The organism is Streptomyces sp. NPDC096176, assembly GCF_044763255.1.
GTDB lineage: Bacteria > Actinomycetota > Actinomycetes > Streptomycetales > Streptomycetaceae > Streptomyces.
In genome coordinates this window covers 586602-600274 of sequence record NZ_JBIWFV010000001.1, presented here as the reverse complement: position 1 = coordinate 600274, position 13673 = coordinate 586602, and the positions used below count along the sequence as shown (strand labels likewise).

The following is a 13673-nucleotide window of genomic DNA, read 5'->3' as shown; positions in this document are numbered from 1 at the left end:
GGCCCGGTTTCGGACCGGGCTCGCGGCCGGGTTCGGGGCCGATTTCAACGGCCGGGTCGGGGCCGGATGTGTGGGCGGGCTCCTGGGCGGGTGCCCTGCGGTGCGGGCGAGCGGGACGGCGGGCGGGGACGGCGAGCAGGACGACGGGCGGCAGAGGGGCTGCCGGGTACGACGGGTGAGCGTGCATGCGAGGGGCGAGCCTGGGTCGAGGTCGGCACGAGCTTGCCCGCCGGCGATGCCGGCGGGCAAGGAAATTGAGCCAGTTCTGAGGTTGTGACCTGCGGTTTCTTCGGGTGCGGCTACTTCTTCGGGGCGGCCTCTGCCTTCTTGAGACCAATGTCCTGGTATCGCGGGTCGCCGTACCCGAAGGCGCCCGCGTTGACCACCTGCTTGCGGACGGCGACCAGCTCGGGACGCTGGAAGAGCGGGATGGAACCGGCCGCGGCCCAGATCCGGGCATCGGCCCGGCGCATCAGGTCACGGGCGGCCTCGGAGTCGAGCTCGCCGACGGCTTGGGCGAAGAGCTGATCGATGTAGTCGGTGCCGACACGGGTGTAGTTCTGCTCGACGAGCAGCGAACCGTCGGAGGCGGGCTTCGGCTTCGCGTAGATCGGCCGCGCATCGGTCGCCGGGTAGGCGCTGGAAGGCCAGGAGTACAGGGCCAGGTCGTAGTCGCCGGAGGCGACATGGTCCTTGAAGAAGCTCGCGTCCTCGACCTTGACGATCTCGGTCTGGACGCCGATCCGGTCCAGCATCTGCGCGATCTTGTCGCCGACGGAGCGCAGCACCTCGGAACCGGGGCCGGAGGGGAGGACGAAGCGGAGGGTGAGCGCCTTCCCGTCCTTGCCGAGAGGGCCGCCCGCGGCGGCTTCCTCGGGAGCCGCGGTGCCGCGCGGGGCATAGGCGCCGGCCATGCCGCCCCTGCCCGGGGCCGCCTTGTCGGCCGTGCCGTCGTCGAGCGAAGCGGCCTGGCGCTCGAGGGCCTGCCGCTGGAGAGCGGCGCCAGGTCCGGGGGCGAGGATGCGCGTGCCGCGGTCGCCCGGCTTGCCGTCGTCCGCTGCGGCGTCATTGTTCTCCGCCGCGCTCTTCTCGGACGCCTTGGCGGGTGCCTTCTCCGACGCCTTCTCGGACGTCGCGCCCGACGCCTTGGCCGACGGCCCGGCGGATGCCTGCCCCTTGTCCTCCTTCTTCTCCTTCTTCTCCTCCTTCTCCTTGACTTCGTCCTTGGCCTTGTCGGACGGGCCTGCCTCGCCGCCCGCCTTTGCCGGGTCCGGCTTGTCGCGCAGTCCGCCGGGCGTCCAGCCGGCGTCGGCGAGGAGCGCCTGCGCCTCCTGCGTGTTCTGCTTCCCGAGTGCGTCGCTGTTGTCCGTGTACGCCGGCTGCCCGGCCAGCGCCAGGTGGCTGCCGGGCGGCTCTGCGGGCAGACCGAGCGGTGTCAGTACGGTCTCTGCAAGCGCCTTGCGGTCCAGGGCACGGGCGACCGCGCGGCGTACCCGGTCGTCGGCGAGCGGACCGGACTCGCCGTTGAGCGCGAGCTGGGTGTACGCGGGCTCCAGCGACTTGCGGACCTCGTACTTGGCCAGCGCCGACTGCTCTGCCGCGTATTTCTCCTCGGCCGCGGCCGCTCGCTTGCGGGCCTCCTGTGCGGCCTCGGCCAGTTCCTCGTCCGAGCCATGGGCGAGCGCCCAGGACTTGAGGGCGGCGGAGGGAGCGGTGTCCGCGCCGGGGCCGTAGGCGAGCGGGCGGCCGCCGCGTCCCGCGTCCTTCACGGCGTAGGAGATACGTTCCGCCGCCGAGGCGCTGACGTCCGCCATGTCCACCCGACCCGCGGCGAGCGCTTCGACGCGATCCTCGTGCGGCACCGCGGTCAGCACCAGGCTGTCGAGCTTGGGACGGCTGCCCCACCAGCGGGGGTTGGGGACCAGGGTGGTGGTTTCCGCCTCGAGGTCGATCTTCGAGATACGGAACGGGCCCGCCGTCGCCTTGAGCTTGGCGCGGGCGCCGTCGTTGAAGGACGCCGGGGTCGCCGTCACCTGCTTGGGGTAGAGCGGTGTGAACAGGGATTGCCAGTCCGCGTAGGGCTTGGTGAAGGTGACCTTGACCTCGAGGTCGTTCGCACCCCGCTCGATCTTCTCGATCCGGTCGTACCCGGCGTTGCGGGCCGTCCAGTACGCAGAATCCTTTCCGCTCAGTGCTCGCCACTGGGTGAGGAAGTCGGCGGCGCCGATCTCCCGGCCGTCGCTCCAGACGGCCTGCTGGTTGAGCTTGTAGAGCACGACCTGCTTGGGCTCGCGATCGACGACCTCGGCCGATTCGAGATAGTCCGGATTGCGCTGCGGCCTGCCGCTCTCGTCGAGTGTGAACAGTGCGGGCAGCACGGCACCGGTGATCCGGTTGGTGGTGGCGTCCGCGTCGGCCTGGAAGGCGTTGAGCGTGGCGGGCATCGTGTCGACGGCCCAGCGCAGGGTGCCTCCGTCGGCGACGAGATCGCGGTCCGCCGGCGCGATGTCCTGGGCGGGGGGCTTGCCGCGGCTCTCCTCCTCGCCCGAGCTGCATCCGGCGAGGACGGGCAGTACGAGCACTCCGCTCGCAAGCAGCGCCACGGGGCGGAGCCTTCGGGAGCATGTCCGCCCGCGGGGGGCTTCGACCTGGGACATGGCTTGTACCTCTTCGTCCTGTTTTGTCGAATTTAGCGATGATCACACCGATTCCCCTCACTGAAGTGGACGGGGCGCGGTCCGCGGCGGAGGCACGGCGCAATGCCCGCAAACCCCACCCGTGCGGGCGAACCGAGAACGCCCCGCACCGTGACGGATAGGGCGAAAATGGGGAGAGTGAGACAACGACCATGAGGGGCGCGCGACAGCGCATGCACCGGGAATCCCTGCACGTCCCTTCACAAGGGGGGATGTGACGCGCGACACTCGCAGGCGCATGAGCGATGCCACCGCACCCTGCGGAAGTGAGGGCAAGTCATGTCACAGCAAGAAGACCTGACGGCGATCCAGAGCCGTCTCGACGAGCTGGTCCGGCGCGTCGGGCACCTGGAACAGACCGTCGACCAGCTCCGCGGCTCCGGGCCGGCCCCTGCCGGCGTGCAGGCGCCCCCGGTCCGCCCCGAGCTGGTCACCATCCCGGACGCCCCCTACGACAACGCCCTGTGGACCGACTCGGACGACGAGGGACTGGGCGTCCGCGACCGGCACGCGCCCTGACGGGGGCGCGTACGGCAGGAGCCGGCCGTAAGCAATCGGCCGGCTCACCGGAGCCCACCTCCCGATCCCACTCCACCCGGAGTCTTCGTTGGCCACAGGTACCGAACCACCACAAGTCAATAAGGGCGTGCACGGGGGCTCACGCGCCGCCATCGGCCCCCGCCATCTGCGGACGGACCGCTGGTGGCTCGCCCCGGCCCTGACCGCCGCCGCGCTGCTCGCCTTCATCGTCTACTCGACGTGGCGCGCGTTCGCGAACGCCGACTACTACGCGGCGCCGTACGTCTCGCCGTTCTACTCGCCCTGCCTGGCCGAGAACTGCGTACCGATGCGGTCCGGCCCCAACTGGGAGATCTTCGGCAGCTGGTGGGGCCTGTCCCCCGCCCTGCTGATCCTGATCTTCCCCCTCGGCTTCCGGCTGACCTGCTACTACTACCGCAAGGCCTACTACCGGGGCTTCTGGGCCTCGCCCCCGGCCTGCGCGGTCGCCGAGCCGCACAAGAAGTACACCGGCGAGACCCGCTTCCCGCTGATCATGCAGAACATCCACCGGTACTTCTTCTACGCCGCCCTGCCGGTCGCCGGGATCCTCACCTACGACACCGTGCTCGCCTTCCGCGACGAGCACTACGCGTGGGGCCACATGGGCCTCGGCACGATCGTCTTCCTGATCAACATCGTGCTGATCTGGGCGTACACCATCTCCTGCCACTCCTGCCGGCACATCATCGGCGGCAGACTGCGGCACTTCTCCAAGCACCCTGTGCGCTACCGGCTGTGGGGCTGGGTCGGCAAGCTGAACGCCCGCCACATGCAGCTCGCATGGGCGTCGCTGTTCAGCGTCGCGCTCGCCGACTTCTACGTCTATCTCGTCGCGTCCGGCGCCTTCGACGATCCGAGGCTGTTCTAGATGGAAGGTCCTGATGACTGAGCTCGAACGGCAGCAGTGGGACGTCGTCGTGGTGGGCGCGGGCGGCGCGGGCCTGCGCGCCGCCATCGAGGCGCGCGAGCGGGGCGCGCGTACGGCGGTGATCTGCAAGTCCCTGTTCGGCAAGGCGCACACGGTCATGGCGGAGGGCGGTATCGCCGCCTCCATGGGCAATGTGAACCAGGGTGACAACTGGCAGGTGCACTTCCGCGACACGATGCGCGGCGGGAAGTTCCTCAACCAGTGGCGGATGGCAGAGCTGCACGCCCGCGAAGCGCCGGACCGGGTGTGGGAACTGGAGACCTGGGGCGCCCTCTTCGACCGCACTGCGGACGGCCGGATCTCCCAGCGCAACTTCGGCGGCCACGAGTACCCCCGCCTGGCGCACGTCGGCGACCGCACCGGCCTCGAACTGATCCGCACCCTCCAGCAGAAGATCGTCGCACTGCAGCAGGAGGACAAACGCGACCTCGGCGACTACGAAGCCGGTTTGAAGGTCTTCCAGGAGTGCACGGTCACCAGGGTGCTCAAGAAGGACGGCAGCGTCTCCGGCGTCTTCTGCTACGAGCGGGAGTCCGGCCGCTTCTTCGTCCTCGAGGCCCCGTCCGTCGTCCTGGCGACCGGCGGGATCGGCAAGTCCTTCAAGGTGACCTCCAACTCCTGGGAGTACACCGGCGACGGGCACGCGCTGGCGCTGCTCGCCGGTGCACCGCTGCTGAACATGGAGTTCGTGCAGTTCCATCCGACCGGGATGGTCTGGCCGCCTTCCGTGAAGGGCATCCTCGTCACCGAGTCGGTGCGCGGCGACGGCGGAGTGCTGCGCAACTCCGAGGGCAAGCGGTTCATGTTCGACTACGTCCCCGACGTGTTCAAGGAGAAGTACGCGCAGTCGGAGGACGAGGGCGACCGCTGGTACGACGACCCGGACAACAACCGCAGGCCCCCCGAACTGCTGCCTCGTGACGAGGTCGCGCGGGCCATCAACGCCGAGGTCAAGGCGGGCCGCGGCTCCCCGCACGGCGGAGTGTTCCTGGACGTCTCCACGCGGATGCCGGCCGACGTCATCCGGCGTCGGCTGCCGTCGATGTACCACCAGTTCAAGGAACTGGCCGACGTGGACATCACGGCGGAGGCCATGGAGGTCGGCCCCACCTGCCATTACGTGATGGGCGGCATCGCCGTCGAATCGGACACGGCCACCGCGCTCGGCGTCCCCGGACTGTTCGCGGCCGGTGAGGTCGCGGGGGGCATGCACGGCTCCAACCGCCTCGGCGGGAACTCCCTGTCCGACCTGCTCGTCTTCGGCCGCCGGGCCGGACTCCACGCGGCCGAGTACGCCCAGCGGCTCACCGCACGCCCGGCCGTCGACGAGGCACAGGTCGACGCGGCCGCGGCGGAGGCGCTGCGCCCGTTCAGCGCGGAGGGCCCGACGGACGGGACGGCGCCGGAGAACCCGTACACGCTCCACCAGGAACTGCAGCAGACGATGAACGACCTGGTCGGCATCATCCGGCGCGCGGGCGAGATGGAGCAGGCCCTGGAGAAGCTGGCCGAGCTGCGCGCACGGGCGGGCCGGGCCGGGGTCGAGGGCCATCGGCAGTTCAACCCCGGCTGGCACCTCTCGCTGGACCTGCGGAACATGCTGCTCGTCAGCGAGTGCATCGCGCGTGCGGCGCTCGAGCGCACGGAGAGCCGCGGCGGCCACACCCGTGAGGACTTCCCCGGCATGGAACGCGAATGGCGCCGGGTCAACCTGGTGTGCCGGCTCAAGGAGCCGGGCGACCCCGCGACCGCCGATCCGGCGGACGCCCAGATCGAACTCGAGCGGACGACGACCGAACCCATCCGTCCCGACCTGCTCGGCCTCTTCGAGAAGGAAGAGCTGGTCAAGTACCTCGCCGAAGAGGAGCTGACCGAGTGAGTGCGTACCAAGCCCACTTCAGGGTCTGGCGGGGCGACCAGGGCGGAGGCGGCCTGGAGGACTTCACCGTCGAGGTGAACGACGGAGAGGTCGTCCTCGACATCATCCACCGCCTGCAGGCCACCCAGGCGTCCGATCTTGCGGTTCGCTGGAACTGCAAGGCCGGCAAATGCGGTTCGTGCAGCGCGGAGATCAACGGCCGGCCGCGTCTGCTGTGCATGACGCGGATGTCGGTCTTCTCGCGGGACGAGACGATCACGGTCACCCCGCTCCGCGCGTTCCCCGTGGTCCGGGACCTGGTCACCGACGTCTCCTTCAACTACGCGAAGGCCAGGGAGATCCCGTCGTTCGTGCCGCCCTCGGGCGTCGCGGCCGGGGACTACCGGATGCAGCAGATCGACGTGGAGCGGTCGCAGGAGTTCCGCAAGTGCATCGAGTGCTTCCTGTGCCAGGACACCTGCCATGTGGTGCGGGACCACGAGGAGAACAAGACGACGTTCGCCGGACCGCGCTTCCTGATGCGGGTGGCCGAGCTGGACATGCACCCCCTGGACTCGGCCTCCGAAACGGGCCTGGACCGCAGAACGACCGCTCAGGACGAGCACGGACTCGGTTACTGCAACATCACCAAATGCTGCACGGAGGTGTGCCCCGAAGGCATCAAGATCACGGACAATGCGCTGATCCCGCTGAAGGAGCGGGCCGCCGACCGCAAGTACGACCCGCTGGTGTGGCTGGGCAACAAGATCAAGCGCCGGGAGGGGTGATCGTTCCGGGCCGCCGGTCCGCCCCGCCGTTCAGCGGAGGACCGTCTCGGGGACGTTGACGTAGAGCTGGAGCTGCCGCCGGAGCGCGCGTGCCCTGGGCGCTCGGCGGCAGCTCGGTCGCCCGGTCCGTCCGGCGGATCCGGCGCGGATCCGCCTAACTCGGGAGTCGGCACCAGCCTTCCCGGTACGCCGCCCAGTCCTTGTCGAGCGCCGCGAAGTCCACATACAGCGCGACCCCGAACCGCTCGCGCTCGCGGTCGGTGCGTCCGAGGCCGAGCCGGGTGCCGCGGACCGCTGCCGCGACCGTCTCCGCGTTCTCGTGATGGCCCCAGTCGTCCTCGTGGAAGAACGGCAGCCCCATCAGCAGATCGGTGCTCTCCGGTGTGACCTCGAGCGCCAGTGTGGTCTGCTGCGCGACATAGCCGCCGTAGAGACTCTCCAGCGGCATCCAGGTGTCGTAGGACATGACGGCGATCTGGTCGACCCGCCGCGCCACCTCGCCGAAGAACTGCTGCGACCACCACTTCTGGCGGCCGGTGATCGCGCCGTTCACGCTGTGCGCGGCCGGCAGGGGGTCGATCTGGTGCGCCGCGATCGACAGCTGCGCCTTGCGGCTCCGGGTCAGCTCGCGCAGATCGTCGAGCAGCGACAGATAGTCGCGGTCACCGGAGAGCAGCGGTTCGAGGTCGAAGTGGACGCCCTCGAAACCGGCGTCGAGGATCTGCCGGGCGGAGGCCACCACCGATGCCCGTGACTTCTCGTCGTCCAGGTGGAGTCCGTTCGGCCCCTCGGTCGCGAGCACGTCGCCCAGCCAGGCCTGGATGCGGATGCCCGGCATCTCGCGGTGCACCGCGTCGATCAGCCACCGTGCACGGGGGTGGCGGTCGGCCGGCAGCGTTCCGTCGTGCTCGAGCGGTCCTGTGTGCACGTACAGGTCCTTGATCCCGGTACCCCGGATCTGCTCGGCGAAGGCGACGACATCGGCGTCCTTCTTGCGGCCGTCGACCCAGGCGTGCCCGAGCCATATCGCGTCCTTGCCGCGCGTGCGGGTGCCGTCCTCGAGGTCGCCCGCGTAGCTGAAGCGCAGTGCCACGGCCCCGGCGAGCGGCGGGACCAGCAGGAGCAGCGCCAGCGCGAGGGCGACCCTCTTGGGCCACTTCAGCCTTCGGCTCCGCAGGCTCCGTACGACCGCACGCCCCAGGTCCCGCGGCCGCGTGCCTGATCCTGCTCCGTTGTTGATCCCCATGGGACGCAAGACCGCGCCGGGGCGCCCGCGGTTCCGCGGAGTCCGGTCGCGGCGGGACAGAGCGCGACTTAGCCTCCGAAATGTGATGCGAACAGCCACCCGGGTCCTCCTCGTCGCGATGGCGGCGGCATGGTGGCTGTTCGTGCCCGCCGCCGCGGGCGCCGGCGCCGACGACCCGGTGGACCTCTCCCGTCAGGGCCAGATCACCGACCGCGCCGGGGCTCTGGACGACCGCCAGGCACAGGTGACCCGGGCCCTGGACCGGCTCTACCAGGAGCAGCGGCTGCAGCTCTTCGTCGTGTACGTGACCGACTTCTCCGGCCGCTCCGCGCAGCAGTGGGCGGTGGCGACCGCGGACAGGAACGGGCTCGGGCAGAGCGACGTCCTGCTCGCTGTGGCAACCCGCGACCGGCAGTACGCCTACTGGGTGGACGACGCCTCACGCCTGACCGACGCACAACTCGCGGAGGTCGCCGCCATGGCGGTGGAGCCCGCGCTGCGGGCGAACGACTGGGCGGGCGCTGCCATCGGGGCGGCGGACGGTTACGGCGCTGTGCTGGCCGGCGAGCCCGTACCCATGGTGAACATCACGCCCGGGGAGGCCGACCCGGGCGCGGGCAGCGGTGCCGGGACGGGCGCGGGCGACCTCGTACTGCCGATCGCGGTGCTCGGCGGCGCCGGCGCGATCGCCGTCTACGCGTACACCCGACGCAAGCGGCGCACGGCTACCCGCACCACACCGCAGGGCGGCCAGGAGGGCTGGGGGGTGCCGGAGCGGACACCGCTCCCCGAGCTCGACGCGAAGGCCCGGCAGGCTCTGGTGGACACGGACGACGCGGTGCGCACCAGTCAGGAGGAACTGGGTTTCGCCGCGGCGCAGTTCGGCGACGAGGCGGCGAAACCGTTCACCGAGGCGGTGGCGCAGGCCAGGAACGAGCTGACCGCCGCGTTCCGGCTGCGGCAGCAACTGGACGACGCATACCCCGAGGACGACGCCACCCGCCGCAGGATGCTCGACGAGATCGTCGCCCGCTGCTCCGAGGCCAATCGCCGGCTCGACGCCGAGTCCGAGGACTTCGACCGGCTGCGGGACCTGGAGCGGAACGCGCCGCAGGCACTGGCCGCGGCCCAGGCCGCCTTCGGCGACGTGAACGGCCGGATCGTCAGCGCGGAGGCGACGCTCGGCGTGATGCGCGAGCGGTACGCCCCCTCGGCTGCGGCGCCCGTCGCGAGCGATGTGGAGCAGGCCAAGGACCGGCTGGGCTTCGCGGCGGCCGGCCTCGACCGGGCCCGGGAGGCGATCGCGTCGGAGGACAACGGCGCGGCGGCCGTTCAGGTACGGGCCGCGGAGGGGGCCGTCGCCCAGGCGGCCCGGCTCGTCGAGGCGGTGGACCGGCGGGCGCAGGAGTTGGCGGAGGCGGCGGGGAAGCTGCCGGGCGCGCTGACCGAGACGGAGACGGACCTGGCGGAGGCGCGCGGACTGCTCAAGGGCACGGAGGAAGGCACGTCGACCGCCACGCTCCAGGGCCGGATCGCGCGGGCGGAGACCGTGGTCGCCGAGGTGCGCGGCACGATGGAGGCGGGGCCGTACGACCCCATCGACGCCCTGCGCCGGGTGGAGCAGGCCGATGCCGGCCTGGACGAGGCACTGGGCGGGGCACGGGAGAACGAGCAGGGTGCGCGGCGTGCCCGGGTTCTGCTGGAGCGGGCGATGCTCGCCGCCCGCTCCGGCACGGGAGCCGCCGCCGACTTCATCACCACGCACCGCGGTGCCGTCGGCAGCGAGGCCCGGACCCGGCTGGCGGAGGCACAACGGCGGCTGCAACGTGCGGAGGCGCTGGCCGGGGAGGACGGGGCCGGATCCGATCCGCAGGCCGCGCTGGCGGAGGCGCAGCGCGCGGACTGGCTGGCGCAGCAGGCGCAGAGCCTGGCGGAGCACGACGTGCGCGGATTCGGGAACCCGTTCGGGCCGGGCGGTGCAACGGGAGTGGGAGGCGCGGGGGGTGGCGGTCTCGGGGGCGCGGTGCTCGGCGGGATCATCCTCGGCGGAATGTTCGGCGGCGGGGGAAGCAGCGGCGGCGGCGGTTTCGGGGGTGGTGGTTTCGGCGGCGGGCCCGGCAGCTTCGGCGGCGGGGGTACACGTGGCCGGATGGGCGGCGGCCGATTCTGACGCAGGTCCTGTTTCCGATGGGCGTTCAAGGAGCGATGGCATGACCAAGCAGACCGTTCTCGGGCGGGTCGCCCAGCTGGCGAAGGCGAACATCAACGCCCTGCTGGACCAGGCCGAGGATCCGCAGTTGATGCTCGACCAGTTGATCCGCGACTACACGAACAACATCGCCGAGGCGGAAGGGGCGGTGGCGAGCACCATCGGCAATCTGCGCCTCATGGAGCAGGACCACCAGGAGGACGTGGAGGCGGCCCAGGAGTGGGGCGCCAAGGCGCTGGCGGCCAGCAGGAAGGCGGACGAGCTGCGCGGCTCGGAGCGGACGGCGGACGCCGACAGGTTCGACAACCTGGCAAAGGTGGCGCTGGGCAGACAGCTGCGGGCCGAGCAGGAGGCGAAGACCACGGAGCCGACGATCGCCTCCCAGACGGTTGTCGTCGACAAGCTCAAGTCGGGCCTTGAGCAGATGAGGGCAAAGCTCGGCGAGCTGCAGTCGAAGCGGGACGAGCTGGTCGCGCGTGCGAAGTCCGCCGCGGCGCAGAACCGGATGATGGACGCCGTGAAAAGCATCGACGTCCTCGACCCGACCAGCGAACTGCACCGCTTCGAGGACAAGGTGCGACGCGAGGAGGCGCGGGCGATGGGCAAACAGGAGCTCGCGGCGTCGTCGTTGGACGCGCAGTTCGAGCAGCTGGACGACGCGAGCGACGACGCGGAGATCGAGGCGAGGCTGGCGGCGCTCAAGGCGGCATAGCGACGGTCCCGCGCCGCGGGGCGTTCTCTCCTCCCCGCAGCGGCCGCGTCCGCCGGCGTCAGAACATGCTCAGCAGCTGCTCCACCGTCGGTTCCGCCGACCCCTCCCCGTCCGGCAGCGCCAGCTCGAACCAGACCGTCTTGCCGCGCGGCGTCCTCCGCGAGCCCCACGCCGCGCTCAGCAGCCCGACCAGTTGCAGGCCCCGGCCGCCCTCGTCCGTGTCGCGGGCGCGGCGGCGTCTGGGCTGGACGAGGCCCGCGTCCCATACCTCGCAGACGAGGGTCCGGTCCCGCAGCAGCCGCAGCCGGATCTCGCCCTCGCCGTAGCGCAGCGCGTTGGTGACGAGTTCGCTGACCAGCAGTTCGACGGTGTCGATGAGGGCTTCGAGATCCCAGCTGATCAGCTGGGTGCGGGCCAGCTCGCGGGCCCGGCCCACGGAGCGGGGCTCGCGCGGCAGCCGCCAGTCTCCGACGGCATCTGCGGGCAGGCCCTGTATGCGGGCCATCAGCAGCGCGATGTCGTCCTCGCCGTGCCTGGTCTCGAGCGTGCCCAGCACGTGGTCGCAGACGTCCTCGAGGGGGCGCACGGGATCGGTGAGCGCGGTGCGGAAGGCGCGCAGTCCCTCGTCGAGCGGATGCTCGCGGGACTCGACCAGGCCGTCGGTGTAGAGCGCGAGAAGCGCGCCCTCGGCGAGTTCGACCTCCACCTCCTCGAAGGGCTCGCCACCCACTCCGAGCGGCATCCCGGGAGGCACGTCCAGCAGCAGCGCTTCCTCGCCGGGTTCGACGAGCACGGGTGGCAGATGGCCGGCATTGGCGAAGGTGCAGCGACGGGTGACCGGGTCGTAGACGGCGTAGACGCAGGTGGCGAGATAGACCTCGGAGAGGTCTGCCTCGCGGGACTTGTGGGCGACCCGCGAAGGGACCTGGGCGCCGCCGCCTCCGGAGCGGCCGCTCTTGGCGGGGCTGCCGAGGCCGCGGGCGATCTCGTCGAGTGCGGACAGCACTTCCGCCGGTTCGAGGTCCAACAGCGCCAAGGTCCGCACGGCGGTGCGCAGTTCGCCCATGGCGACGGCGGCTCGCAGTCCGCGGCCCATCACATCGCCGACGACCAGCGCGGTGCGGTGACCGGGCAGTTCTATGACGTCGAACCAGTCGCCGCCCACCTCCGTGGCGGTGGTGCCCGGCAGGTAGCGGCAGGCGATGTCGAGGCCGGCGGCCTCCGGGTCGCCGGGCGGCAGCAGGCTGCGCTGCAGGATGAGCGCGCGCTCGTGCTCCCTGCGGTACAGGCGGGCGTTGTCGATGCAGACTGCGGCGCGGGCGGCGAGCTCGACGGCGAGCGCCCGGTCCCGCTCCCCGAAGGGCTCGCTGCCCTTGGTCCTGGAGAACTGCACCAGTCCGACGACCGTGTCGTGCGCGACCATCGGCACGGCCAGGGTCGACTGGACGAGGCTGCCCTCCTCGCCGGGGATGGAGCGGACACTCGCGGTGCGCAGGGCTCCGGCGCAGGGCGAGTTGAACGGGTAGCGGTGGACCTCGCCGACGGCGGTCGGGGCGGCCCCTTCGGGCGCGCAGCCCGGGGTGGTCACCAGCGGACCGTCCGAGACGGCGCTGGCGAAGGCGACCCGGCGCAGTTCGGCGCTGCCTCCCCCGAAGCCCTCCGCGCGGGCGGACCCCCACTGTCCCGGCGGGGCCTCGTCGCCGGTGAGCAGCCCCTGGTAGAGGTCGACGGAGGCGAGATCGCAGAAGCCCGGGACGGCGACGTCGAGGAGTTCGCGGGCAGTGGTTTCCAGATCGAGGGAGTTGCCGATGCGCGCGCTCGCCTCGTTGAGGAGTGCGAGGTTGCGGCGGGCGTTCGCGGCTTCACGGGCGGCGATATGACGGCGTGTGACATCGGTGCCGAGACCGGCGACGCCGACGGGCCGGCCGGAACCGCCGTGCACGCGGTAGAGGTTGATCGACCAGTGCCTGCGGTCCGTGCTGCCCGGGGGCGCCCCGACGAGCTGCAGGTCGGTGACGGACTCGCCGGTCTCCAGCACTCTGCGCAGGGCGGCGTTCATCCGCTCGGCTTCCGGGCGGGAGAGGTAGTCGTGGACGGTGCGCCCTCTGTGGTCGTCCGCGGCGCCTCCGAAGACGGTGGCGAAACGCTGGTTGGCGCGCTGCACGGTGAGATCGGTACCGAAGAGCAGGAACCCGAAGGGAGATTGACCGAAAATGGCCTGCGAAGCGGCGAGATCGGTCTCGATCCTTCGCAGTGCGCGCACGTCGACGACGATGCAGAGCGCGGCTTGTTCACCCTGAGGCGTCCGGCTGGGCATCACATAGACCTCGGCGAGGCCGTGCGCCCGGCGTCCTCCCGGCATCCGGAAGGGGACGAGTCCCGTCCACTCCTTGCCGTCGAGGATCTCCGCGACCTTGCGGTGACCTCTCGGGCGAAGCTCCGCCGGCATGAAGGCCTCGACCGGGTCCTTGCCCCTGACCTCGTCGGCAGTGATGCCGAACAGCTCCACGGCTCGGTGGCTCCACTGGTCGACCAGGCCGTCACGGCCGATCGAGAAGGACGCCACCTTGATGTAGTCATAGATCGAGCCGGGCGGGCTGCTCTGCCACACGACATCGCTCGCCGTCTCAGGTATTTCGCTCACGCGACCGTCCCCTCCAGCTCACCGCACCGGA

At 71.0% G+C, this 13673-nt stretch carries 9 protein-coding genes; 6 read left to right on the top strand and 3 right to left on the bottom strand.

What is annotated here, in order from left to right:
• Positions 1–299: 299 nt before the first annotated feature.
• Positions 300–2657 (bottom strand): ABC transporter family substrate-binding protein, encoded by a 2358-nt coding sequence (locus ACIQ7Q_RS02935; RefSeq protein ID WP_403855597.1) that lies wholly within the window; start codon positions 2655–2657, stop codon positions 300–302.
• Positions 2658–2975: 318 nt separating this feature from the next.
• Here ACIQ7Q_RS02935 and ACIQ7Q_RS02930 point away from each other — a divergent pair, with 318 nt between their 5' ends.
• The 4 genes from ACIQ7Q_RS02930 (at position 2976) to ACIQ7Q_RS02915 (ending at position 6831) form a co-directional block, all read left to right on the top strand.
• Complete coding sequence (locus ACIQ7Q_RS02930; protein WP_403855595.1) at positions 2976–3215, top strand: hypothetical protein; 240 nt, start codon at positions 2976–2978, stop codon at positions 3213–3215.
• An 88-nt stretch (positions 3216–3303) separates the two neighbouring features.
• Positions 3304–4125, top strand: a complete 822-nt coding sequence (locus ACIQ7Q_RS02925) for a hypothetical protein (RefSeq protein ID WP_403855593.1) — start codon at positions 3304–3306, stop codon at positions 4123–4125.
• A gap of 13 nt (positions 4126–4138) precedes the next feature.
• Positions 4139–6064, top strand: coding sequence for a fumarate reductase/succinate dehydrogenase flavoprotein subunit (locus ACIQ7Q_RS02920; protein ID WP_403855591.1), 1926 nt, complete (start codon positions 4139–4141; stop codon positions 6062–6064).
• Positions 6061–6831, top strand: a complete 771-nt coding sequence (locus ACIQ7Q_RS02915) for a succinate dehydrogenase/fumarate reductase iron-sulfur subunit (protein WP_403855589.1) — start codon at positions 6061–6063, stop codon at positions 6829–6831. The genes ACIQ7Q_RS02920 and ACIQ7Q_RS02915 overlap by 4 nt, the downstream gene beginning before the upstream one ends.
• Before the next feature lie 154 nt (positions 6832–6985).
• Here the strand turns inward: ACIQ7Q_RS02915 and ACIQ7Q_RS02910 are convergent, their stop codons facing one another.
• Positions 6986–8077, bottom strand: a complete 1092-nt coding sequence (locus tag ACIQ7Q_RS02910; protein ID WP_403855587.1) for a hypothetical protein — start codon at positions 8075–8077, stop codon at positions 6986–6988.
• A gap of 85 nt (positions 8078–8162) precedes the next feature.
• Between ACIQ7Q_RS02910 and ACIQ7Q_RS02905 the strand changes: the two genes are divergently transcribed.
• Positions 8163–10247: a TPM domain-containing protein gene (locus ACIQ7Q_RS02905; RefSeq protein WP_403856407.1), complete on the top strand. Its 2085-nt coding sequence runs from the start codon at positions 8163–8165 to the stop codon at positions 10245–10247.
• A gap of 40 nt (positions 10248–10287) precedes the next feature.
• Positions 10288–10998, top strand: coding sequence for a PspA/IM30 family protein (locus ACIQ7Q_RS02900; RefSeq protein ID WP_403855585.1), 711 nt, complete (start codon positions 10288–10290; stop codon positions 10996–10998).
• 58 nt (positions 10999–11056) lie between these two features.
• Here the strand turns inward: ACIQ7Q_RS02900 and ACIQ7Q_RS02895 are convergent, their stop codons facing one another.
• The gene (locus ACIQ7Q_RS02895) at positions 11057–13642 is read right to left on the bottom strand and encodes a SpoIIE family protein phosphatase (protein WP_403855583.1); all 2586 of its coding nucleotides are present in this window, start codon (positions 13640–13642) and stop codon (positions 11057–11059) included.
• Positions 13643–13673: the final 31 nt, after the last annotated feature.